Below are 21,912 nucleotides of genomic sequence, written 5' to 3'. Positions count from 1 at the left end.
GGATGTGATAGAGCGCCGGGGCAATCAGGGTGGGATGTGATAGAGCGTCGGGGGGTGGGGGAGCATCTACCCTTGATGAGTGCCTGAAACCACAACCGCCCCCAGCCGTTCCGATGCCCGGGAAATTCTCCGGCTAGCCGTGCCCGCTTTCGGCGCCCTGATCGCCGAGCCCCTGTTCCTCCTGGCCGACTCGGCGATCGTCGGGCACTTGGGCGTCGACCAGTTGGCCGGTGTGGGACTCGCCTCCACGGTTCTGCACACCGCGGTTGGGCTCATGGTTTTCCTGGCATATTCGACGACGCCGGCAGTCGCCCGCGCGATCGGCGACGGAAAGCTCGGCAAGGCTTTGGCGGCAGGGCGCGACGGCGTATGGCTGGCTCTGCTGCTGGGCGTGGCGCTCGCGGTGCTCGGCTTCATCTTCGCCGAGCCGCTGGTTGGACTCATGGGCGCGAGCGGAGACGTGCAGGGATTCGCCGTCGACTATCTCCGCTGGTCCATGCCGGGCCTGGCCGCGATGCTCCTGGTTTTTGCCGGAACAGGTGTGCTGAGGGGATTGCAGGACACCCGCACCCCGCTGGTGGTGGCCACTGCCGGGTTCGCGCTGAACATCGCCCTGAACTGGTTCCTGGTGTATGGGCTGAACCTTTCCGTGGCTGGTTCCGCGATCGGAACCAGCATCGCGCAGTGGTCAATGGCCGCGGTTTACCTGGTGTTTGTCGGACGCAATGCCCAACGTTGCAACGTCTCCCTCAAGCCCGATTGGCACGGCATCCGCGCCATGACCAAAGTGGGCTCGTGGCTCATGCTCCGCACCCTCAGCCTCCGCGTGGCCATCCTCGCCACCGTTGTGGTTGTCACGGCACAGGGTGCGGTCAACCTTGCAGCCCACCAGTTGGCCATGACCATCTTCTCCTTCCTGGCGTTTGCGCTGGATGCCCTGGCGATTGCAGCCCAGGCCCTGATCGGCAAGGAGCTGGGCGCCCGGAATGCCGGGCGGGCCCGTGAACTGACACGGACCATGGTTCGCTGGGGCTTGGGCTTCGGCGTGATCACCGGGGTGTTGCTGGCCTTGGTGGCACCTTTTGCCGGCTATCTGTTCACCTCGGACGCGGGAGTCCGGTCTGCGCTCACTCTTGTCTTGTGGGTGCTGGCCGTCGGCCAACCCCTCGCCGGTTACGTCTTCGTCCTTGACGGTGTGCTGATCGGAGCCGGCGACGCCCGCTACCTGGCGATTGCCGGCGTCGTAAATCTTGCTGTCTATCTGCCGCTCCTGGCGGCGGTGTACCTGACAAGGCCCGACGGCGCGGCGGGGCTGGTCTGGTTGTGGCTCGCCTTCGCGCTGGGCTACATGCTGGCGCGCGGGGTGACCCTTGGCCTTCGGGCGCGGACGGATCGGTGGATGGTCCTGGGTTCGCACTAAACTGGACGCGTGACTCTCCCAGCGAATGCCGCCCAGCCCCGTTCTGCCTCCCGGCCTACGCCTTGGAAGCCCGTGCTGCTCCGTGCTGCTGTTGGACTGGTGTTCGGGTTGGTCACGGCGTTCTGGAGCAACCCTTCCGGCGAGGGGCTTGCCTGGGCAATGGGACTGTATCTGCTGGCCACGGCGGGAGCGGTCTGGATGTTCCGGACTCTGCCGGTGTTCGTACCGGTGGTCATCGCCCTGGGCGGGATCGGTGCCCTGGTGACGCGGTCCGACGCGGGCGTTGCACTCTCCGCCGTCGTTGCATTGCTGGTTCTGGGGGCTTCCGAACTGACTCGCGGCGTCCGGAAGCGCGACGACGTCGCCCGGGATTGGCTGATTTCCGGCGTTGTTTCCGTGGGTACAGCCGTAGCGCTGCCGTTCTTCATTTCCATGGGCGCCCATGCGCTCCTGGGTGTGGCCGGTGGCGGCGCCATCATCTGCGGGGTCTTGTGGATTCTCTCGGGGCTTACCTTGCGTCACGAAGCCAAGACGTCCTCCGGACCCTCTGCACCCGGCTCGTCAGCCGAGGCCGTAAACTAGTAGCTGGACGTTCTACTGATCGTAGAACTTTGCAAACCGGCGGCAGCTCTTAGAAGCCGCCATTATTGGAGGAATGACCGTGGCTGACCAGACACCAGGAGAACCGCGCAAGATGCGGACTTCGGTCAAGGGACCGCTTGTCTTCTCCGCATTCTTTGCCGTTTTGGCGTTCGTCGCCGTACTGATCTTCGCCTCGGGCGGCAGCGCAAAGGCTCCGAGGTTCGACCTCGCCTTCACCGGCGCCGGCATCGCCTTCATTGTGAGCCTCGTGGTGGCTGCGATGCTGTCCATGAGCTACAAGGAGAATGCCGAACACCTCGGCAAGGGTTCGGGCGTCAACCTCAGTTCCAAGCGGCCGCAGGGCCGTCCGGGTTCGCCGGACTCGCCTGATACGCCGGAAACGCACGACGGCGGACACTAGGTTCCAGCGCTCCTCCCGTTTGATGGGGGAGCGCTTTTTTGTTGCGGTGGGGTGAAGGCTAGTCGCCCTCGGCGGCTTTCCGGGCCCGGTACGCTGCGACGTGGGTCCGGTTGGCGCAATTTCCGGTGTCGCAGTAGAGCTTTGAACGGTTGCGGCTGAGGTCCAGGACCACGGCGTCGCAGTCTTCCGCTGCGCAGAGGCGCATCCGCTCCATCTCCTTGCTCCGGATCACATCGACGATTGCCATGGCGGCTTCCGTGCCCATGCGATCCGCCAGCGGAGCTTCCGGGGTGGTGGCGTGGAGGTGCCAGTCCCACTGATCGTGCTTGACGAGCTGGGGGAGGGCCTTGGCATCGGCGAGGAGTTTGTTGATGGCTTTGGCAGCGGTGTCCTCATCGGCGCTCCAGAGTGCTGCGAGCTCAACCCGGAGGCGTTTTACGCTGCGCAACTCAGCTGCCGTTCTGGTGCGCGAACCGGAGAAGCCTTCGGCATCCAGGAAAGCGTCAAGGTCCTCGACGGTGGCCAGCGAGTCCTCTCCATTGGCGGCGGTGTTGATCAGGTTGACGACACTGCGGAGGGCAACCTCGGTGTCAGGCGCAAAAAGCACTTTGACTCCTTACATGCTGGGGGAGTACTGTCATGACCATAAGCCCACTTTACTCCTGACAGGAGGCTGCTGTGTCAGCAACAAGGACCATGGCTGATGCAAAAGGATTCCTGGCATCCGGACTTGGCATCGCCATCATTTCCTCGGCAGTGTTCGGCACTTCCGGGTCCTTCGCCAAGTCGATGCTGGAGACCGGCTGGTCTCCCGGGGCCGCCGTTGCCGTGCGGCTCAGTGGCGCTGCCCTTATCCTGCTGATTCCCGCCGTCGTGGTTCTTCGCGGCCGTTGGCACCAACTCAAGGACAACTGGCTCACCATCCTGCTTTTCGGCCTGATCGGCGTTGCCGGCTGCCAGCTCTTTTACTTCAACGCAGTGGCACGCCTGTCTGTGGGCGTTGCGCTCCTGCTGGAGTACCTGGCGCCGGTGATGATCGTCCTGTGGCTCTGGATCTCCAGCCGACGCCGGCCACGCGCCCTCACTTCTGCCGGAGCCTTGCTCTCCCTGGCGGGGCTGGTGCTGGTGCTGGACTTGACCGGTTCCGTGAAGGTGGACTTCATCGGTGTCTTGTGGGGCATGGCCGCAGCCGTGTGCCTTGTCATCTATTTCTTCATCACTGCCAAGGAGAATGACACCTTGCCGCCGCTGGTGCTGGCTTCGGGTGGCCTGGTTGTGGGCGCGGTGGTCATGTGGCTGGTGGGAGCCGTGGGCCTGCTGCCCATGACGTTCAGCACGGCCAACACCTCGCTCGGACCCTGGGAGACCCCGTGGTGGGTTTCGGTGGGCGGCTTGGTGATCCTGGCAACCGTGCTCGCATACGTCTCCGGCATCATGGCTGCCCGTAGCCTCGGATCCAAGGTGGCGTCGTTCGTGTCCCTGACGGAAGTACTTTTCGCCGTGCTGTGGGCTTGGCTGCTGCTGGGCGAACTGCCCGGATCCATCCAGTTGCTGGGCGGCCTGCTGATTGTGGGCGGTGTGGTGTTGGTCCGGGTGGATGAACTGCGGGGCGACAAGCGGGCTGCCCGAGTAGACCCGGTGGCGGAGCGCGTCCTTGACCACGCGAACGACGTCGAGCCGGTCCCTGGTCCTTGAAAGGCGAAGGCCCGGACGCTGTGGCGTCCGGGCCTTTCCCAACTGTCTTAGTTGGAAGCCTGCTGCTGCTGCTCGGCGTTCTTCTGAGCGCGTGCGCCGGCGTCGCGAAGTGCGTCGGCAACCTTCTTGAGGCTGGAAGCGTGCTGGCTGTCCCACTCGCCGCGGAACTTGTCAGCGTCCGGGCCCTTCCAGTCGGTGCCGTCCAGTGCGCCCTTCAGCTGTGAGCGCTGCTGCTCGATGGTCTCTGCGCCGGCCTTCAGCTTGTTACCGAGCTGGCGAAGCTGATCAACGTCTGCACCCCAAATAGCCATGAGATATCTCCTTCGTTCTTTTCGGACCCGAGCTCTTCGGCATCCCCAGCGGCCTCCGGCTCATCCGGAAGATCCAATGAATAAAACCTATCCCGGGAATCGCGGGACGGTCGATGGGCACCCCTCCCCATAGAGCCCTGCCCATGGCTAGCATGGGTTTATGTGCCGAAATATCCGGACCCTGCATAACTTTGAACCGCGTGCCACGTCGGCCGAAGTTGAGGCTGCTGCCCTTCAATATGTGCGCAAGATCAGTGGCTCCACCAAGCCGTCCAAGGCCAACGAGGAGGCCTTCGCGGAGGCTGTCCACCAGATCGCACACATCACGCAGCACCTGCTTGATTCGATGGTGAGCCACGGCCCCGCGAAGAACCGCGAAGAGGAAGCGGCCAAGGCCAAGGCCCGGGCCGCCGTCCGCTTTGGAACGACCTAGCCCGGGCCAGCTACTGGGTGGCGTTACTTCCCGAAGGAACGCAGCCTGAGCGAGTTCGCGACAACCAGGACGGAGCTGGCTGCCATGGCCGCGCCGGCGATCATCGGATTCAGCAAGCCAAGGGCAGCCACCGGGATGCCGATCGCGTTGTAGAAGAACGCCCAGAACAGGTTGGTCTTGATGGTGGACAAGGTCCTCCGTGAAAGCTCTATGGCCTGCACCAACTGGTTCAAGTCGCTCCCCATGACGGTCAGGTCTGATGCTTCAATGGCGACGTCGGTACCGGACCCCATGGCTATGCCCAAATCAGACTGGGCCAATGCGGCAGCGTCGTTCACGCCGTCTCCTGCCATCGCAACGGTGGCACCGGCATCTTGGAGCTTCCTGACGGCTTCGACCTTGCCTTCCGGCAAGACACCGGCAAAGACGTCATCCGGTGCGATCCCGACGGCGTCGGCAACCTGAGCGGCCACGGCCGCGTTGTCTCCGGTCAGGAGCATGGGACGGATTCCCAGCTCCTTGAGCTTGCGGATGGCGTCCGCTGAACCAAGCTTGATGGTGTCAGTCAGGCTCACGATTCCCGCAGCTTGACCATCCAACGCGACCCAGATGGCCGTGGCTCCGGCACGTTCCTGCTCGACGAAGGTTTCCTGCTGGGCCGGCGTGGGCTTCACGCCGTTCTCCTCCAGCCAGCCGGTGCGGCCAACAAGAACCGACTTACGGGCTCCGTTCAAGGAAACGGTGCCCTTGACTCCACCTCCGGGAGCGGAAGTGAAGCCTTCCACGCGTGGCATGAGGCCGGCGTCGGGCATTGCTTCTTTGGCGGCGGCAGCTATGGCGTGGGCGATGGGGTGCTCCGACGCGGCCTCAACGGCACCGGCAAGCAGCAGTACGTCCTCTTCGGCCTGGCCGTTGAGCGCAATAGTGTGGTCCGCGGCAAGCTTGCCACTGGTCACGGTGCCCGTCTTGTCCAGGAGGATGGTGTCCACATGGCGGGTGTCTTCAAGGACTTGGGGGCCCTTGATGAGGATGCCCAGCTGGGCGCCGCGGCCGGTTCCGGTCAGCAGGCCCACCGGAGTGGCCAAGCCGAGGGCGCAGGGGCAGGCAATCACGAGAACTGCCACAGCGGCAGTAAACGAGGCGTTGAGGTCTCCGCTGAAAACCACCCACAGTACAAACGTCAGAACGGCAATGATCAGGACGATCGGCACGAACACCGAACTGATGCGGTCTGCGAGCCTGGCGATGGGCGCCTTGCCCGTTTGCGCCTGGCTGACCAAGCGGCCCATCTGCGCGAGGGTGGTATCCGACCCCACCCGGGTGGCCCGGACCAGCAACCGCCCGGATGCGTTGATGGTGGCGCCGGTGACGGGACTTCCCGGTCCGACTTCGACAGGAACCGATTCGCCGGTCACCAAGGATGCATCGACGGCGGAAGAACCCTCCGCTACGACGCCGTCAGTGGCGACTTTCTCACCGGGGCGAACCACAAAGATGTCCCCGACTTGGAGCTGGTCCGCCGGAACTTTCTGTTCCCTGCCGTCCACGAGGATGGTTGCGTCCTTGGCGCCGAGGTTCAGCAGGGCCTTGAGGGCATTTCCTGCCTTTGCCTTGGCGTTGGCCTCCAGGTAGCGGCCGAGGAGCAGGAACGTGGTGACGACTGCGGCGACCTCGAAGTACAGCCCGCCGGACATGCCCTCCATGCCCGGATGCTCGGTGATCCGCGGGTCTGCGAACAACTGCCAGGCGGAGTAGAAGTAGGCCGCAATCACACCCATGGAGACAAGGGTGTCCATGGTGGACGCGAAGTGCCGGGCATTGATGGCTGCGGCACGGTGGAACGGCCACGCAGCCCAGCTCACCACCGGGAGTGCCAACGCGGCCACAACCCAGCCCCAGTTGGGGAACTGGAAGGCCGGAATCATGGAAATCGCGAAAACGGGGACCGTGAGGATGGCTGCCAGGATCAAACGGGGAAACAGGGTTGATGCAGCCGGGCCATGCTCCATGTGGTTCTTGTGAGGAGCCTCGCCATGTGCGGCGTGGGCCCCCTGTGCGCCGAAGTCGTCGCTGTGGGCGACATGCTCTGCATGCTCGCCCGTACCTCGCTTGGACGCATGCTGCTGCATGTCCCCCACTTCGACGGAGTGGCGAGGTTGTTGGGTTGGTACTTGGCGGATGGTGGCCTTGTAGCCCGTGGCGTTGACCGTGTCTACGAGTTGCTGGTCCGTGACGGTCGACGGGACGGTGACGTGGGCTGACTCCAGGGGAAGGTTGACGGTGGCCTCGACGCCTTCGATCTTGCCGAGCTTCCGTTCTACGCGATTGACGCACGACGCGCACGTCATGCCCTCAATGTCCAGTTCAACTACCCGGGTATCGGGCTTGTGGAACGTCTCCTGGTTGGTCAAGGGAACTCCTATGCCTGGTTGGCTACCACCACGTAGCCGGCTTCTGCGACCGCTTCACCGATTTCAGCCGGTGAAAGCTCGCTTGTGGAGGTGATGGTCACGGTGGACAGTCCACCGGGGTTCAGGTCAACGGAGACTTCCTCGACCCCGTTGAGTGCTTCAAGTTCTTCGCTCACGCTCGAAACGCAGTGCCCGCAGGTCATGCCGGAAACGTTGACGTTGGTTTGGATTGTCTGGCTCATGAAGTGCTCCTTGGTGGTGGGTTGAATGGGGTAGTGCGGATTTGACCGGCTACCGCAGCAGGCGGCCGATGGCATCGGTGGCTTCCTTGACTTTGGCGTCGATCTGCTCCGCCCGGGCTTGGGGATCGGGCTCGGAAGCGGCCCCCACAACACAATGGCCGATGTGCTCTTCAACGAGCCCCAGGCTCACTGCGTGAAGGGCCTTGGTTGCGGCGGCCACTTGGGTGAGGATGTCGATACAGTATTTGTCCTCTTCGACCATCCTCGCGATGCCGCGGACTTGGCCTTCAATACGTTTCAGGCGCCTCAGATAAGCATCCTTGTTGCCCGTGTACCCATGGGTGGTGGGCCCAAGATCAACCTCCAGTGCAGGGAGGTCTGATCCCGGGTAGTTCAGGTCTGCCGTGTTCATGGGATCAAACGTATACCCCTCAGGGGTATAAAGCAAGTACCCCCAGGGGGTATCTTCCCCAAAGGGCCAACCCATCCTTAAGGATGGGCGGAACCGTCAAAAAATAGCGTTACCCTACCCTTTTTGATTCGGAAACATGGTTGTCAGCAAGCAAGCATTCCGCAGACTCCCGGAGCCGGGACCGAATCGAAGGGAAAACCCGTGAACCCGCCAGCAAGCGCCAGCACGACCGCTGCATCAACGACTTCGTCCGATATCGTGCGGAACCTCTCCCTCATCACTGACGAGATGACGGGGACCGCGGCCAAGATCGACGAACTTCAGCTGGCCCGGGTAGCCAGCCACCTGGCACACCCCGGGCGGATCTTTGTGGCAGGAGCCGGTCGCAGCGGGCTGGTCCTCAGAATGGCCGCCATGCGGCTGATGCATCTTGGCCTCACCGTCCACGTTGCCGGAGACACCACTACTCCTGCCATCGCTTCCGGCGATCTCCTCCTGGTGGCGTCCGGCTCCGGAACGACCTCCGGCGTCGTAAAGGCCGCGGAGACTGCTGCACGGGCGGGTGCCCGGATCGCAGCGTTCACCACCAACCCGGACTCCCCGTTGGCGGGTCTGGCTGATTCCGTGGTGGTCATCCCGGCGGCCCAGAAGACCGACCACGGATCCGCCGTCACCCGCCAGTACTCCGGCTCATTGTTCGAGCAGGCACTTTTCCTGGCCACTGAAACCATCTTCCAAACCCTCTGGGACAACGACGCGCAACCCGCTGAAGAGCTGTGGTTGCGTCACGCGAACCTTGAGTAAAGCCACCCCGATTTCCCTCCAGCAGAACCACAACAGAAAGTAGTCCCTTCCCATGAAGCTCCAAGTTGCCATCGACCTCCTGACCACCGAAGCCGCCCTCGAACTGGCCGGCCAGGTAGCCGAGTACGTCGACATCATTGAACTCGGCACGCCGCTGATCAAGGCCGAAGGCCTGCCGGTCATCACTGCCGTCAAGAACGCCCACCCGGACAAGATCGTGTTCGCCGACCTCAAGACCATGGACGCCGGCGAACTCGAAGCCGACATCGCTTTCAAGGCAGGAGCCGACCTGGTCACCGTCCTTGGCGCAGCGGACGACTCCACCATCGCCGGTGCCGTGAAGGCCGCCAAGGCCCACAACAAGGGCGTTGTGGTTGACCTCATTGGCATCGAGGACAAGGTCACCCGTGCCCAGGAAGTCCGTGCCCTCGGTGCGAAGTTCGTTGAGATGCACGCCGGCCTGGACGAGCAGGCCAAGCCCGGCTTCGACCTCAACGGCCTGCTGCGCGCCGGCTCTGAAGCACGCGTTCCGTTCTCCGTCGCCGGCGGCGTGAAGCTGGAGACCATCGCCGACGTGCAGAAGGCGGGAGCCGACGTCGCCGTCGCCGGTGGCGCCATCTACTCCGCCGAGGATCCTGCGCTGGCCGCAAAGCAGCTGCGCGCAGCCATCGCCTGATTCCTTCCGCACCAAGGTGGCGCCCCGCAGCTGGACTGCGGGGCGCCACCTTTCGCATATCGGACGAACCTGGAGAAGGCCATGATCGTAGATCTTCCCGATACAACCACCTCGAAGATTTCCAAGAAGATCACCTCGTTGCGTGAGCAGGGCGGGGTGATCGCGCTGGGGCGGGTGCTGACGCTGGTGGTGGTGACCAAGTCCGGGCAGGAAGAAGAAGCCATCGAGGCCGCGAACGAAGCCTCCCGGGAACACCCCTGCCGGATCATCGTGCTGGCCGACGCCGGAGCGCAGGCCCCGAACCGGTTGGACGCGCAGATCCGGGTCGGTGGCGATGCAGGCGCGTCGGAGGTGATCGTGTTGCGCGGGTACGGGCAGATGGCGCACGAAAGCGAATCCCTGGTTGCTGCGCTGCTGCTCCCGGACGCCCCGATCGTGGCCTGGTGGCCGAACGGGGCACCCGAATCCGCGTGTGAGACCTCCATCGGAGCGATCGCGCACCGCCGGATCACCGACTCCGCGAACGAACCGGACCCCGCCCAGGCCCTGGAGAACATCCGCCGAACCTACAAGGCCGGCGACACTGACCTCGCTTGGACCCGACTGACCAACTGGCGCATCCAACTCGCTGCGGCTTTGGAGCAGTCCGACGACGTTGAGGTCACCGCAGTGACGGTGGAAGGCGACGGCGATTCCCCAAGCACCCTGCTGCTCGGAAGTTGGTTGGGACGCGCCCTCCAGGTTCCCGTGGCGATCGTTGCCGGCCAGGCAGGAACGGGCATCGTTGGGGTCCACCTTGCCACGCCATCCGGGACCATCAGCCTGACCAGGGAACGGGGTTCGATCGTCGAACTCGTCCAGCCAGGCCAGCCCGCACAACGCATCGCCCTCCCACGCCGCAGCCTGAGGGACTGCCTCGCAGAAGAACTCCGCCGGCTCGACCCCGACGAAGTCTTCGGGGACACGGTGCGCAGCTTCGAGGCGTTCACTAACGTCCAGGCCAGCGCCGAGGATGTCCTTCTCAGCGGGGCGGACAGGTGGGATGACGCTTTGGTGAGGGTCGGTTAGCCTTACCGCATGCCCCGGCTGTGGGCCAGTGCGATCGCCTCGGTGCGCGAACCGACGTCGAGCTTCTTGAAAAGGTTCCGTACATGGAATTTCACCGTATTCTCGCTGATCCCCATGGATGACGCGATGGTGCGGTTGCGGTGCCCTGCTGCCAGCAGTTGGAGCACCTCCAGTTCGCGCGCGGCAAGGTTCCACGCGGCAACGTCTCCGGGCGGCCGCGTCGGCAAGTCCAGTGGGAGCGAAACGAAGACGTCCGCGCCCCAGCCGGACATGACATCCATGCGCATCTGACCCGTGAGGGCCTGGACCCGGCGGTCCAGCCTCGCAATGCCGCGGTCGTCAGTGGTCAGTGCGCCACCGCCGTCGTCGCGTACGTTGATCAGCAGGTTCTCGCCGTCACAATCCCATTGCGTGCGGACGCGGCGCACCTCCGGCTGTTCCATCATTGCCAGCACCAGCCCGCGGACAATGGCCCGGGCCGCATGCGCGACCTCGCCCGGCAGCGCCCTTCCATTGAGCGGCGGTTCGATGAACTGGACTTCGATTCCGCTGAAACTCGTCAACGGGCGCAGGTCCTCGCGCAGGCGTTCGAAAGCCCTGACAACCGGTTCTTCCACCAGATCGGTGGTGCGGTCGCTGTATGAACGGAGCGCCACCAAGGCCTTCGCTGCGAGGTTCGTGGCAGTCGTTCGGGCGGTTGCATCGTCCAAAGCGTTCGACCGCAAGGCCGCGAGCAAGGTCTCCAGAGTGGTCGAGTGGAGGTCCGTCAGTTCCGCCGTGACCCGGACCCGCTCGGCCGAGGCCGCCCGTGATTCAAGCAAGTACGACGGCGGTGCATCCGCGACTTTTTCGCGTATGCGCTTGGCCGTGAGGTCCCACAGGTACTCCAACAGTCCAAACCCGGGGTCCGGTTCTGCAAGCTTGGGATCCGTCAACACAAGAAGGGCATTGCTGGGCCCATGCCGTAGGGCGAGTACCTGCCGGGCTTGCCCTGCGATATCGGCTTCCCCTTGCCAAGGTGCCTCGTCGGGCAGCGCACCACGGAGAACGTCAAGCTCTGCAATGGACACGCGGGAAGTGATCTCCTCGGCGCCCGCCTTCTTCTGCGGCCGGCCGGTGCAATCCTCGGTAAAGATCACCAAGGCGCTACAGCCGAACGTTGGAAGAAGGGCATCCCGCAGCCGCTCGGCAATCTCCGCCAAGGGCGCATCGGCCAGTGCAGCCACAGCGCGCAGCAACGGCCACGGAAGTTCGGGCTCAGGCATGAAATGTCCTTGTTGTTTCGTCAGTCGGACAGGCGACCGGGTACTGACACATCCTGCCCGAAAGTGTAGCCAAACTTGGCGTCGGCACCTAGACGCGTTCCGCCGTCGTGCCCTGTGCGTGGGCGACTACCGCAAGGTGTACCGTCACGACCCACTTTGGCCTGAACTTGGGCAGACACGCCGTGAAAGCTGGCAAGTGGGCGGGGTGCGCAACTCAAAGTAGGTGGTGACGGCACACGGGATCCCGTGCCCTTCAGCAAAACTGGTTACATTCTTCTGACTGCCGGACATTAACCGGCTATGAGCGTTGAGACGGATCAAGGGGGTCGTGTGGAGCCGACCCGGGAAAAGCAGTTCCTGGCGGCCCACGTTGCCTGCCACGACCAGGTCTACCGGTACTTTCGGCGCCGGACGGAGGAAGCGTCCACCGCAGAGGATCTCTCCGCGGAGGTGTTCAGGATCGCGTGGGAGAAATGCAGTCGTGACCAGGAATTATCCGTGCCGGTGGTGTTCGGCATAGCCCGGAACGTCCTCCGCAACCACTACAGGGCAAACCTTCGCTCCCACAACCTCACGAAGCTGCTGGAGATGCAGCGGACACACATGCCGGACACCCACGATCCGGGCGTCCGTGAGGCCTTGGACATGCTCAAGCCAGAGGAACGCGAGGTTCTTCTCCTGACGTACTGGGATGGCTTCAGCTCTACCGAAATCTCCAAACTGCTTCGGCTGACTCCCGCGGCCGTCCGGATGCGACTGCACCGGGCCCGTAAAGAACTCAGCCGGATGCTTTTGACCGACCACGCTGCAGAGGAATCCACACAATGAGTACCAAGCAGGACCTGGAACGACTGGTCGCGGCCGACCCGGCCCTGGCGGTGACGGAGGCGGAGTTGGCCAAGAGCCGGGAGAGGAGCCTCGCAGTCATCCTCTCTGACGCGGAGCAACTCACTGCGGGAGGTTCCGTTGAAGATTTCCACAATCAGTCGTCCTCTCGGCGGTTCCGACTGGTGGCGGGAGTTGGCCTGGTGGCGGCGACGGCGGCCGTGATTGCCGGCGTTGCTGTTTCCGGAGTGTTTGTGGCGGCAGCGGAGCAGCCGGCTCCCGCGGCCACCCGGACTGTCGCAACCGAGGAGACCGGATCTCCGTTGCCGGAGATCACGGGCCGCATGCCGACTTTCGACAACCACATCGTCACGGGCGGCAATGGCAATAAAGCCGCGGTCGCCAATGACCCGGAAGCTGACTTCCACATGGACGCCGCCAATCCGGGAAAGCTCGGCATTAACGCGGCCGGGTGTTTTGTGAGCACCTATACCGACGGCAGCGAGGGCAGCCTCATTTTCCCTTCGGGGACCAGGATCATCGACTCTGGAGTGGTCTTCCCCGACGGCGCGACCTTGACCATTGGCGACGATTTCGTGTTCGGAGGCGGTTCCGCCGAGGTAGATGAGGGGCAGTGCGCCCCCCGTGGTTCGGCTTTCCTGGTTCAGAGCTGGGACTCCACCCGCTGACTCCCGGAGGTGCGCCTTCCAGAGTGGCCGCAGGAAACCGCGACGGCGGCGCCTGGAAACCGCCGCCGCCCACCGCCGCCCACCGCCGTCGTGCCCTTACTCTGCCTGTTCCTCCTCGGCAGGTTCCGGTTCCCGCAGTACCAGCGCGGTGCCTTGGTACGGGCCGAGCTCCAGGAAGAAGCTGTGGAGGTCGTCCACATGGCCGACGTCCTCGCTGCTGAAGAGGTCATGGACCACTGAACCGGGGACCAAATGCGGGGACTGGATGCTGCCCGCGATTTCCTGATCGGAGAAGTTCAGGACCGTGACCTCGAGGCTGCCGTCGCCGAGTTGGTTGACCAGCACCAGGAGGGCGCGGTTGGAGACCTCCGGCACATCCAGGAGCACGCTCGTGGCGATGCCGGAGCTCTCGCGCACCCGCAGGATCTCCTGGAGGCGGCGCGCATAGGAGCTGGGATCCTTGAGCTGCTCCGGCAATGAACCATAGAGGCTCCGGGCGCGGGGCATCCCTGCCGCGGACTTGGCCGCATCCGGGCGGGTGCCCATGAGGTCATGGGCGCCGCGGTTGATCCAACGGGTGTCGCCCTGCGCGGTCAGTTCGCCTACGACGTCGCGCGGCAGGGCGATGATGCCCGTGAGGTCCCACCCGGACAGGGCAAAGACGCCCGGCTGGAGCGCATTGTACATGGACATGAGCACGTGGACGTCCCGAACCTGTGCCTCCTGCTCGGGCGTCATGGCCTCGGGGTCCGGGATGCCGAGGGTTGCCATGATGAAGCTCGCGGTGGTGCATGCGATGCCGTTGGTGGTGAAGAGCGCGTTGTACGGGCCACTCTCACCGGTGAGGCGATCGCGGAGGGTCTGCTGAACCTTCTCCGCCACCTCCGCGCCGGTGAGTTCCTCGCCGCCGAGCTCGAACACGTCCTCGCGGTGGCCGGCAGCGAAGTGCAGAAGCTCGTACGTCAGTTCATCGTGGTTCTGGAGGGCATGGACCAATGAAGCCTGGTCAACCCCGATCTCCATGGCCAGCCGCAGGGTGAGTCGGAGGAACTCGGTGTCGGCCGTGACCAGGGAGTAGTGGTAGGCCGGGCGGGTGATGAAGTCGTAGGACAGATCGGCGCCGGCCTCGGACTGGGCCTTGATGTCGTCGATGGTGAGGTTGAGTTCCTGGAACGAGAACCCGCCTACCTTGCGGATCATGGAACCGATGAGCTGGTTGGCGGCCTCGGACAACGGGTGGCCCTCAGACCAGCCCGGCTGCTCTTCGGCACTCTTTTCAACGCCCAGGAACCCGTTGGCATCAAGGCGGAGCGCGCCCGTGCCGAGGTCAAGCAGCGAGTGAAGGGCATCGCCCACAACCAAACGCATTCCCGCGAACGTCGGATCCAGCCAGTTGATCGAGGGCTGCCCGGCTTTGAAGTAGTGCAGGTACACCCAGCGCCTGATTTTGCCCGTGGTGTCTGCCACCGGACGCGTGGCGCTCCAGTTGGTCTCCTTGACGCCCGGTTCGTAGAAGATCACACGCTGCAGGCGGCCAATGATGTAACCGGCCTTCTGCAGCGCCTGTTCAGCCTCGGGGCTGATGTTGACCGAGTCCTTGCCCTCAGGAACATCAGGCAGCAGGTGCCAGTCCTCTTCGGGAATATCCACCATGTGGTAGATGCCGGGGTAGTCCCGGAAGTTCATCTCGGCGAGACGGAAATCGGCGCCCTTTCCGGTGTGGCCCGGAACGATGTCGTCAATGACAGTGCCATCGTGGTCCGCTGCCACCTCGCACATCCGGCGGAATTCCTCTTCCGTCCCGAAGGCGGGATCGATTGCCATGCTGATGCGGTCGAAGTGCCCGTCAACGCTGGGCGTCTGGGACCAGCCGCTGATGCCGCCGGCCAGTTTCACGGGTCCGGTGTGCAGGCCCCGAATGCCGATCTCGCGGAATGCCTCCCACAGCTCGGGGTCCCCCAGGGCGGCGAGGAAGGACTGCTTTTCCTTGGTGATGAAGGAAAGAGGATAGGCCGTGAACCAGACCGGGGCCTTCTCCACGGCAGCCCGCGGGTTCGGCCGGGCATAGGCGTTCTGCCACATGCTCGCCTGGCCTGACAACTGCCGCGCCATGGTGTTGGCATCTCCCAGCATCGACTGGTTGCGAAGCCAATCAACGTATGTCTTGTTCAGCCCGTCGAACTCAAGGGAGGGGCGCGCGGCGAAAAACTGGCGACGGCGGGCTACGGGCCGCAGCGCTTTGGGCCGCGCAGGGTAGAACTGCTCGTCGAAGGAGACTTCCGGGACTTCGGTTTCTTCTACCGTCTCTTCCCCGCTTGTGCCGTTCGATGACTCATTCAGCTCTGTGGAATCTCCGGCAGCATCCTTCATGCCGGACACATCGTCGCTGACTTTCGGCTCCTGCACAGTCTTCTCCTTTACGCGGCCCACGCACTTGGCGCCGGCCTTCCGAGGGCTTGCTCAAGAGGACACGTACCCGGGCAGCCCGGGAGTATTCATGCTAGTCGGAGCACCTCAACGTTTGTCGAACCCGTGCCGAATACTGGCTGATTGTGTACAGATAAGGCATCGCGGACCAAGCTTAAGGGGCGTGACATGAGCACGAACCGGATGTGTGATATTTCGGAGGGGGCCGATGTACAAGGCAATGGAGCAACAGCCTGGTGACAGCTGGATAGATCACGCCTTCTTTGTCCTGGCCGGGGCATCGGCGGCGTGGTTGGCCTTCCTGCTGGCGGGGGAGAGCTTCCAGCTTGGCTGGGGACAACTGTGGTCCTGGTTCCTCTTCTGGGCCTTTTTGGCATACCTGTTACTTCCCCGACTCCACCGGATCCTGACCACGATCTACGTTCCGGGCTACTTCATCGGCCGGGCCCGCACCAGTGACGGACTCCTCGGGGACCCCGTGAACGTTGCCCTCCTCGGTGCCGAACGCCAGATCCATGCCATCATGCACCGCGCGGGCTGGACCATCGCGGACGATGTCACCTTTGCCAGCAGCCGCCGCATCATCAGTTCAACCATCCTTCGCCAGAGCTACACCCAGGCACCGGTTAGTCCCCTCTACCTCTTCGACCGCCAGCAGGACTTCGCCTACCAGCAGGAGGTGGACAATAATCCCGGCAAACGGCATCACGTCCGCTTTTGGCGCTGCCCCGACGGGTGGATGCTCCCCGGCGGCCACACAGTGGATTGGCTTGCCGCCGGAACGTACGACCGCAGCGTGGGTTTTTCCCTGTTCACGCTTCAGATCACCCACAAGATTGAACAGAATACCGACGTCGAACGTGACCACATCGTCCGGACAGTCTCCGAAGCCGAACCCGCCGTCCGCGTCCACGTGATCAAGGACTTTTCAACGGGGTACCACTCGCGCAATGGTGGCGGCGATTCCATTTCCACGGACGGCGACCTTCCCGTCGTCGACGCCCGTGGCGTTCCCGTCGCGGAAGCCGACGGACGGAAGAACACGGACAGCCGTGACCGCCGTCCGGCACCAACCATTGTGGGCGCTGCCCTTGTGGTGGTCAGGGCGGTTGCGGCGCTCGCGCTCGCCGTCGCGTTGTTGACGTCTTCAGGCGATTTCTCGGATGTCACCCTTGATGACGGTGCGGCCGATCCGCAAACCACGACGGCGGTGCTCACGTTCCTGGGGATTGTTGTGTTGGTCTTCGGGCTGGGGGAGGTTTTCCTGGCATGGCGGATTTTCCTTGGCAGCAATGCCGCCCGGGTGATCGCGATGGGCCTGAGTTCACTATCGATTCTGGTGCAGGCCATCGATGCTTCTACGGGCAGCACCAGCATCACGCTCGAAGCCGGGCTTCCGGGCCTTGCCACCGACATCCTGGTGCTCCTGGCCCTGTCCAGCCAGCGCGCCCGGGTCTATGCGAAGCGGCAGAGAGTCCCCGCGGTCCCGCCGGGATTGGCCCCGAAGCGCCTGACCCCCTGACCCGCCCGGCGTTGCTCGTTACCTTTTTCGTAGCCCGTTTCCTGGTGCAGGATGTGGGTGTGTTGGCCTGTTGGTTCCGGCATGATTGGGTTGCTCTGTTGATCGATGATCTTGAGAGTGTTGTCACCGGGGCTGGCGGGTGTTGGGAGACCGCTGATGTGGGCAGGGCAGTTTGGTAGATGTCGTGCGTAACGTGGGTGCCGGGTTCTGACACCGTTGCAGGCCAGCAGGGAAGGCCATCAACGACCAGCACTGCTTCATGGCCTACCCCGCAAACGTCACGGTCACACCCGGGGACGTCGTACGACTGGGCCGGGCTGGCCATCCTCGACGCCGGCAAGCGTGACCTGCCGTTCGACGAAGGATTCCCCGAGCCCCAACTCATTGGACCGGCCCTCGGGGGAGCGATGGAGCCGCTGGAAGGCGCCAGGATCACGGCCATCAACGACCAGCACTGCTTCATGGCCTACCCCGCAAACGTCACGGTCACACCCGGGGACGTCGTACGACTGGGCCTCTCACATCCTTGCACCGCCTTCGACAAGTGGACCGTCATTCCGGTCTTGGCGGATAACGGCAGCAGCGGCAACGGCAGCAGCGGCACCGGCAGCAGTGCCGACGCTGGCAGCCCGGCCGACCTGACCGTCGTCGACCTTATCCATACCTTCTTCTAGGAATCCCATGAAGACCCTCATCAGCAACGCCACGGTGGTGGATGGAAGCGGAGCGGAGCGCCGTGCAGCGGACGTCCTGCTGGACGTTCCGTGATCGCGGAGGTGGCCGACGCCGGCAGCCTCACCGCTGCCGGAGCGGATCGCGTCATCGATGCGCACGGCCTGGTCCTGAGCCCCGGTTTCATTGACATGCACGCCCACTCCGACCTCCAGCTGCTGGTCAACCGGGACCACTACGCCAAACTCAGCCAAGGCGTCACCACTGAACTGCTGGGCCAGGACGGGCTCTCCTACGCACCCGTGGACGACGCAACATTGGCAGGCGTTCGGGAGAAGATCGCCGGCTGGAACGGCAACCCGGCGGATTTCGACTGGAACTGGCGCAGCGTCGGCGAGTACCTGGACCGCCTGGACGCTGAAGATTCCGGCGGCAGGATCGCCACCAACGCCGCCTACCTCGTACCGCAAGGAACCGTGCGGGCCATGGTGATGGGCTTCGACGAAGGTGATCCCACGCCGGAACAACAGCAGCGGATGCAGGACGTTGTCCGCGCCGCGATGGAGGAAGGCGCCGTGGGGATGTCCTCCGGGCTCACCTACACCCCGGGCATGTACGCAACAACGGAAGAGCTGGCCGGACTGTGCCGGGTTGTCGGTGAATTGGGAGGGTTCTACGCCCCGCACCACCGCTCCTACTGCAAGAATGCCCTGGGCGCCTATGCCGAGATGATCGACCTGAGCCGGCACAGCGGATGTGCCCTGCATCTGTCCCACGCGACCATGAACTTTGCCGAAAACAAAGGCCGTGCCGGGGAACTCCTGGACCTGATCGACTCCGCGCTTGATGACGGTGCGGACATCACGCTGGACACCTACCCCTACCTTCCCGGCGCCACCACGCTGAGCGCGATCCTCCCCGGGTGGGCATCCGCGGGAGGAACCGAAGCAACCCTGGCACGCCTGTCCGACCCCGCCACGAGGGCACGCATCCGCGAAACCGTGGAGATCTATGGCTCGGACGGCTGCCACGGGGTTGTGGCCGAATGGGACACCTTGGAAATCAGCGGCGTCCAAAACCCTGCGCTCGCAGGCTACGTGGGCCGGACCATCAAGGACATCGCCGCGGAAACAGGAGAGGAAGCGTTCGATGTGTTCGCCCGCATCCTCACCGATGAACGCCTGGGCACCGGCATCCTGCAGCACGTGGGCCACGAAGAAAATGTCCAAACCATCATGAAGCACCGCACGCACACCGGCGGCAGCGACGGGTTGTTGGTCGGCGCCAAGCCCCACCCGCGGGCGTGGGGCACATTCCCGCGCTACCTCGGCCACTACTCACGCGACCTCGGACTGCTGAGCGTGGAGGACATGGTCCACCACCTGACGGGCCGGCCTGCCGCACGACTCAAGCTCCGCAACAGGGGACTGATCCGCGAAGGGTTCGCCGCCGACGTCGTACTTTTCGATCCGGAAACCATCCGCGACGAAGCCACTTTCGACAATCCCCGCCAAGCCGCCAGCGGCATCCACTACGTGTTCGTCAACGGAACGGCTGCGATCGACGGCGGCCGGCCCACCGGCGCACGTTCCGGCCGAGCCCTCCGTCGGCACCGTGACGGCCTCACCCGGGAAGCCGGATTCAACCGAGAAGGAATGCAATGACCCCCGAAGAATTCATCCATCAGCTCGAGGTCGACCGCACCCTGGCGGTGGTCCGCGCGCCGTCCATCACGGACGCTGCCGAGCTGTGCCGGGCGCTGGCCGACGGCGGCATCCGCAGCGTCGAACTGACCTTCACCACGCCTGATGTGCTCAAACACGTCCAGCGCGCGGCGGAAACGGCAGCGGACCATGGTGCCGCCGTCGGGATCGGCACGGTCATGACCGGTGACCAAGCGCGCGCTGCGATCGACGCCGGTGCGAAGTTCCTGGTGACGCCCGGGCTTCGGCCCGAGGTAGCCGCCGTCGCAACCGCCGCCGGTGTCCCGTTCAGCCTCGGCGCCATGACCCCCACCGAGGTGGCCCAGGCTCTCGATTTGGGATCGGCCGCCGTCAAGATTTTCCCTGCCCGCCAGATCGGACCCGCGTACCTGAAGGACCTGCAAGGACCCTTCCCGGGAATCCGGCTGCTGCCCTCCGGGGGCATCGACGCCTCCAACGCCAAGAGCTACCTCGACGCCGGTGCTGCCGCAGTCTGCTGCGGCACCAGCGTGGTACCGCCCGCGGCAGTTGCTGCCGGCGACTGGGCAGACATCGCGGCCCGTGCCGCCGCCTTCACAGGCACCCTCAAGTAGGACTACCCGGAAAGACACGTCCATGAATGAATTCCTCGACTGGCTGCGGCACGATACCGCCGGCCTGCTCCTCCTGGCAGGCGCCGGCATTGCGCTCCTGCTGTTCCTGATCATCAAGGTCAAACTCGAACCGTTCATCGCCTTGGTGGGAACCGGCGTGCTGGTGGCCCTGGTGGGCGGTATCTCGGTGGAGGCCTTGGTGGGATCGGCCACCAAGAGCAGCGACGCCCTCATTGAGAAGGGCTTCGCCATCATCCTCGGGCACATCACGGTGATCATCGGCCTGGGTACTGTCCTTGGCGCGATCCTCGAACGGTCCGGCGGTGCCGAGGTGCTCCTTGGCCGGCTGGTGAAGATTTTCGGCGAGAAGGGAACGCCGCTCGCCATGGGTATCACCGGCTTTGTGCTGGGCATCCCCGTGTTCTTCGACATCGGCATCTTCGTGCTCGCACCGCTGGTGTACGTTGCGGCGATCCGCGGCGGCAAGTCCCTCGCGCTGTATGCCCTGCCGCTGCTGGCCGGCCTCTCCGTGACCCACGCCTTCCTTCCCCCGCACCCCGGACCCGTTGCTGCGGCCGGCTTGTTCCACGTGGACCTCGGCTGGATCATCCTCATGGGCCTCATCTGCGGCATCCCCGCTTGGTTCGCCTCCGGTATTCTGTGGGGCACGTGGATCGGGAAGCGTGTGATGGTCCACGTTCCCGAGGACCGCATCATCGAGGAGGCGGACACTGCCCGCGGACACGAACCCTCCATTGGCCTGGTTCTCCTGGCCATCGGCCTGCCCATGATCCTCATCCTCGGCGGCACCTTCGGCAACATTTTCGTCCCGGCCGGCGCCTTCCGCGACACCCTCCAGTTCTTCGGCAACCCGGCCATTGCGCTGACCGTTGCCGTGCTCCTGGCCATGTGGCTCCTGGGCATCCGCCGCGGCATGACCGCCGCCGAACTAAGCGAGATCACCGGTTCCTCACTGCGGCCCGTGGGCATGATCCTGCTGGTGGTCGGTGCCGGCGCGTTCTTCGGGGCCGTCCTCTCAGCCACCGGCGTCGGCAAGGCTGTTGCGGACACATTGTCCCAGGCGGGCCTTCCCATCATCCTCTCGGCCTTCGTGATCAGCGCCGGCATGCGCATCGCACAGGGATCGGCCACGGTGGCGATCGTGACCACCGGTGGCATCCTCGCGCCGAGCCTCGCCTCCGGATACAGCCAGCCGCAGCTCGCCCTGATTGTTGTGGCCATCTCCTCGGGATCCATCATCGCCAGCCACGTCAACGACGGCGGGTTCTGGATCATCTCCAAGTACTTCAACATGTCAGTGAAGGACACCCTGAAGACCTGGACCGTCCTGGAAACAGTCCTGTCCATTGTGGGCTTCGGCATGGCGGCCCTGCTGTACACGTTCGTGAGGTAAGCCGCCGCGCCTGGTAAGCCGCCGCGCCTGCGGTGGGTGCCGCGCTTGGTGAGCCGCCGCGCCTGCGGTGGGTGCCGGCGTCGTACTTTCCCGCGGACCCGTGCCGCCACCACCTGCTTTGGCTGCGAAACGGCCCCGACCTGCCCCTGAGACGGCGTGTCGGGGCCGTTTTGGCTTCAATGTCGGTTGCGACGGCACGCAATCCCGTCGACCCCACGCTGGTTCAGCTGGTTAGTCGACCCCACGCTGGTTCACCTGGTTAAACAAAAGCTCCGGAGTGCGTTATTGGGGGATACGCACTCCGGAGCAGCTTTGTGGCAGGCGCTT

At 64.3% G+C, this 21,912-nt stretch carries 21 protein-coding genes and 1 pseudogene; 15 read left to right on the top strand and 7 right to left on the bottom strand.

Annotated elements, in window-relative coordinates:
* Positions 1–79 precede the first annotated feature (79 nt).
* The 3 genes from QN084_RS10455 to QN084_RS10445 all read left to right on the top strand — a co-directional run bounded on the left by QN084_RS10455 (position 80) and on the right by QN084_RS10445 (position 2,423).
* Complete coding sequence (locus tag QN084_RS10455; protein WP_069696571.1) at positions 80–1,420, top strand: MATE family efflux transporter; 1,341 nt, start codon at positions 80–82, stop codon at positions 1,418–1,420.
* 9 nt (positions 1,421–1,429) lie between these two features.
* Entirely contained in the window at positions 1,430–2,002 is a 573-nt protein-coding gene (locus QN084_RS10450) for a hypothetical protein (RefSeq protein ID WP_031216792.1), read from the top strand.
* 73 nt (positions 2,003–2,075) lie between these two features.
* Positions 2,076–2,423 carry a hypothetical protein gene (locus QN084_RS10445; protein WP_021473295.1) on the top strand — a complete coding sequence of 116 codons (348 nt, stop codon included), beginning with the start codon at positions 2,076–2,078 and terminating at the stop codon, positions 2,421–2,423.
* Between the two features lie 58 nt (positions 2,424–2,481).
* Here QN084_RS10445 and QN084_RS10440 read toward each other — a convergent pair whose 3' ends face one another.
* Positions 2,482–3,030 carry a CGNR zinc finger domain-containing protein gene (locus QN084_RS10440; protein ID WP_069696570.1) on the bottom strand — a complete coding sequence of 183 codons (549 nt, stop codon included), beginning with the start codon at positions 3,028–3,030 and terminating at the stop codon, positions 2,482–2,484.
* 89 nt (positions 3,031–3,119) lie between these two features.
* Between QN084_RS10440 and QN084_RS10435 the strand changes: the two genes are divergently transcribed.
* Positions 3,120–4,118, top strand: a complete 999-nt coding sequence (locus QN084_RS10435; protein ID WP_170828588.1) for an EamA family transporter — start codon at positions 3,120–3,122, stop codon at positions 4,116–4,118.
* 47 nt (positions 4,119–4,165) lie between these two features.
* On the opposite strand, the gene QN084_RS10430 is transcribed toward QN084_RS10435, so the two are convergent.
* Positions 4,166–4,429, bottom strand: coding sequence for a WXG100 family type VII secretion target (locus QN084_RS10430; protein ID WP_021473292.1), 264 nt, complete (start codon positions 4,427–4,429; stop codon positions 4,166–4,168).
* Positions 4,430–4,589: 160 nt separating this feature from the next.
* Between QN084_RS10430 and QN084_RS10425 the strand changes: the two genes are divergently transcribed.
* Positions 4,590–4,862, top strand: a complete 273-nt coding sequence (locus QN084_RS10425; RefSeq protein ID WP_062098831.1) for a DUF2277 domain-containing protein — start codon at positions 4,590–4,592, stop codon at positions 4,860–4,862.
* 23 nt (positions 4,863–4,885) lie between these two features.
* On the opposite strand, the gene QN084_RS10420 is transcribed toward QN084_RS10425, so the two are convergent.
* From QN084_RS10420 to QN084_RS10410, 3 genes are read right to left on the bottom strand one after another with little or no spacing between them, the layout of a single operon-like run.
* Complete coding sequence (locus QN084_RS10420) at positions 4,886–7,273, bottom strand: heavy metal translocating P-type ATPase (RefSeq protein WP_069696568.1); 2,388 nt, start codon at positions 7,271–7,273, stop codon at positions 4,886–4,888.
* A gap of 8 nt (positions 7,274–7,281) precedes the next feature.
* Entirely contained in the window at positions 7,282–7,515 is a 234-nt protein-coding gene (locus QN084_RS10415; protein WP_021473289.1) for a heavy-metal-associated domain-containing protein, read from the bottom strand.
* 49 nt (positions 7,516–7,564) lie between these two features.
* Complete coding sequence (locus QN084_RS10410; RefSeq protein ID WP_021473288.1) at positions 7,565–7,927, bottom strand: metal-sensitive transcriptional regulator; 363 nt, start codon at positions 7,925–7,927, stop codon at positions 7,565–7,567.
* Between the two features lie 201 nt (positions 7,928–8,128).
* On the opposite strand from QN084_RS10410, the gene hxlB reads away from it, so the two are divergent.
* The 3 genes from hxlB (at position 8,129) to QN084_RS10395 (ending at position 10,475) form a co-directional block, all read left to right on the top strand.
* Complete coding sequence (hxlB, locus tag QN084_RS10405; RefSeq protein WP_021473287.1) at positions 8,129–8,731, top strand: 6-phospho-3-hexuloisomerase; 603 nt, start codon at positions 8,129–8,131, stop codon at positions 8,729–8,731.
* Between the two features lie 52 nt (positions 8,732–8,783).
* Positions 8,784–9,407: a 3-hexulose-6-phosphate synthase gene (gene hxlA / locus QN084_RS10400; RefSeq protein WP_021473286.1), complete on the top strand. Its 624-nt coding sequence runs from the start codon at positions 8,784–8,786 to the stop codon at positions 9,405–9,407.
* 81 nt (positions 9,408–9,488) lie between these two features.
* Positions 9,489–10,475, top strand: coding sequence for a glucose-6-phosphate dehydrogenase assembly protein OpcA (locus tag QN084_RS10395; RefSeq protein ID WP_021473285.1), 987 nt, complete (start codon positions 9,489–9,491; stop codon positions 10,473–10,475).
* 2 nt (positions 10,476–10,477) lie between these two features.
* On the opposite strand, the gene QN084_RS10390 is transcribed toward QN084_RS10395, so the two are convergent.
* Entirely contained in the window at positions 10,478–11,740 is a 1,263-nt protein-coding gene (locus tag QN084_RS10390; protein ID WP_069696567.1) for a helix-turn-helix transcriptional regulator, read from the bottom strand.
* Between the two features lie 300 nt (positions 11,741–12,040).
* Here QN084_RS10390 and QN084_RS10385 point away from each other — a divergent pair, with 300 nt between their 5' ends.
* Positions 12,041–12,568 (top strand): RNA polymerase sigma factor, encoded by a 528-nt coding sequence (locus QN084_RS10385; protein WP_069696566.1) that lies wholly within the window; start codon positions 12,041–12,043, stop codon positions 12,566–12,568.
* A complete protein-coding gene (locus QN084_RS10380; RefSeq protein WP_021473282.1) occupies positions 12,565–13,254 on the top strand; it encodes a hypothetical protein in 690 nt (229 codons plus the stop codon). The genes QN084_RS10385 and QN084_RS10380 overlap by 4 nt, the downstream gene beginning before the upstream one ends.
* Before the next feature lie 96 nt (positions 13,255–13,350).
* Here the strand turns inward: QN084_RS10380 and treS are convergent, their stop codons facing one another.
* Positions 13,351–15,624: a maltose alpha-D-glucosyltransferase gene (treS, locus tag QN084_RS10375; protein WP_083262022.1), complete on the bottom strand. Its 2,274-nt coding sequence runs from the start codon at positions 15,622–15,624 to the stop codon at positions 13,351–13,353.
* A 265-nt stretch (positions 15,625–15,889) separates the two neighbouring features.
* Here treS and QN084_RS10370 point away from each other — a divergent pair, with 265 nt between their 5' ends.
* The 5 genes and pseudogenes from QN084_RS10370 (at position 15,890) to QN084_RS10350 (ending at position 21,585) form a co-directional block, all read left to right on the top strand.
* The gene (locus QN084_RS10370) at positions 15,890–17,203 is read left to right on the top strand and encodes an LssY C-terminal domain-containing protein (RefSeq protein WP_021473280.1); all 1,314 of its coding nucleotides are present in this window, start codon (positions 15,890–15,892) and stop codon (positions 17,201–17,203) included.
* Between the two features lie 179 nt (positions 17,204–17,382).
* A complete protein-coding gene (locus QN084_RS10365; RefSeq protein WP_021473279.1) occupies positions 17,383–17,877 on the top strand; it encodes a type III PLP-dependent enzyme domain-containing protein in 495 nt (164 codons plus the stop codon).
* A gap of 7 nt (positions 17,878–17,884) precedes the next feature.
* Positions 17,885–19,539 (top strand): annotated as a pseudogene (locus tag QN084_RS10360) (N-acyl-D-amino-acid deacylase family protein).
* Entirely contained in the window at positions 19,536–20,171 is a 636-nt protein-coding gene (locus tag QN084_RS10355) for a bifunctional 4-hydroxy-2-oxoglutarate aldolase/2-dehydro-3-deoxy-phosphogluconate aldolase (protein WP_069696564.1), read from the top strand. Before QN084_RS10360 ends, QN084_RS10355 begins: the two are co-directional and overlap by 4 nt.
* A gap of 22 nt (positions 20,172–20,193) precedes the next feature.
* On the top strand, positions 20,194–21,585 hold the full coding sequence (locus QN084_RS10350; RefSeq protein WP_069696563.1) for a GntP family permease: 1,392 nt from the start codon (positions 20,194–20,196) through the stop codon (positions 21,583–21,585).
* The last annotated feature ends 327 nt before the right edge of the window (positions 21,586–21,912 follow it).

This window comes from Paenarthrobacter sp. R1 (assembly GCF_030264015.1).
GTDB lineage: Bacteria > Actinomycetota > Actinomycetes > Actinomycetales > Micrococcaceae > Arthrobacter > Arthrobacter ureafaciens.
This window is presented reverse-complemented; position numbering and strand designations above follow the sequence as displayed.

What these genes read in the sequence shown, in the direction of transcription:
- QN084_RS10365 (WP_021473279.1), top strand. Translation starts at nt 17,383, where the DNA reads ATGTCGTGCGTAACGTGGGTGCCGGGTTCTGACACCGTTGCAGGCCAG.
- treS (WP_083262022.1), bottom strand. Translation starts at nt 15,624, where the DNA reads ATGAAGGATGCTGCCGGAGATTCCACAGAGCTGAATGAGTCATCGAAC.
- QN084_RS10395 (WP_021473285.1), top strand. Translation starts at nt 9,489, where the DNA reads ATGATCGTAGATCTTCCCGATACAACCACCTCGAAGATTTCCAAGAAG.
- hxlA (WP_021473286.1), top strand. Translation starts at nt 8,784, where the DNA reads ATGAAGCTCCAAGTTGCCATCGACCTCCTGACCACCGAAGCCGCCCTC.
- QN084_RS10385 (WP_069696566.1), top strand. Translation starts at nt 12,041, where the DNA reads ATGAGCGTTGAGACGGATCAAGGGGGTCGTGTGGAGCCGACCCGGGAA.
- QN084_RS10390 (WP_069696567.1), bottom strand. Translation starts at nt 11,740, where the DNA reads ATGCCTGAGCCCGAACTTCCGTGGCCGTTGCTGCGCGCTGTGGCTGCA.
- QN084_RS10355 (WP_069696564.1), top strand. Translation starts at nt 19,536, where the DNA reads ATGACCCCCGAAGAATTCATCCATCAGCTCGAGGTCGACCGCACCCTG.
- QN084_RS10445 (WP_021473295.1), top strand. Translation starts at nt 2,076, where the DNA reads ATGACCGTGGCTGACCAGACACCAGGAGAACCGCGCAAGATGCGGACT.
- QN084_RS10435 (WP_170828588.1), top strand. Translation starts at nt 3,120, where the DNA reads ATGGCTGATGCAAAAGGATTCCTGGCATCCGGACTTGGCATCGCCATC.
- QN084_RS10425 (WP_062098831.1), top strand. Translation starts at nt 4,590, where the DNA reads ATGTGCCGAAATATCCGGACCCTGCATAACTTTGAACCGCGTGCCACG.
- QN084_RS10370 (WP_021473280.1), top strand. Translation starts at nt 15,890, where the DNA reads ATGTACAAGGCAATGGAGCAACAGCCTGGTGACAGCTGGATAGATCAC.
- QN084_RS10350 (WP_069696563.1), top strand. Translation starts at nt 20,194, where the DNA reads ATGAATGAATTCCTCGACTGGCTGCGGCACGATACCGCCGGCCTGCTC.
- QN084_RS10410 (WP_021473288.1), bottom strand. Translation starts at nt 7,927, where the DNA reads ATGAACACGGCAGACCTGAACTACCCGGGATCAGACCTCCCTGCACTG.
- QN084_RS10380 (WP_021473282.1), top strand. Translation starts at nt 12,565, where the DNA reads ATGAGTACCAAGCAGGACCTGGAACGACTGGTCGCGGCCGACCCGGCC.
- QN084_RS10415 (WP_021473289.1), bottom strand. Translation starts at nt 7,515, where the DNA reads ATGAGCCAGACAATCCAAACCAACGTCAACGTTTCCGGCATGACCTGC.
- QN084_RS10430 (WP_021473292.1), bottom strand. Translation starts at nt 4,429, where the DNA reads ATGGCTATTTGGGGTGCAGACGTTGATCAGCTTCGCCAGCTCGGTAAC.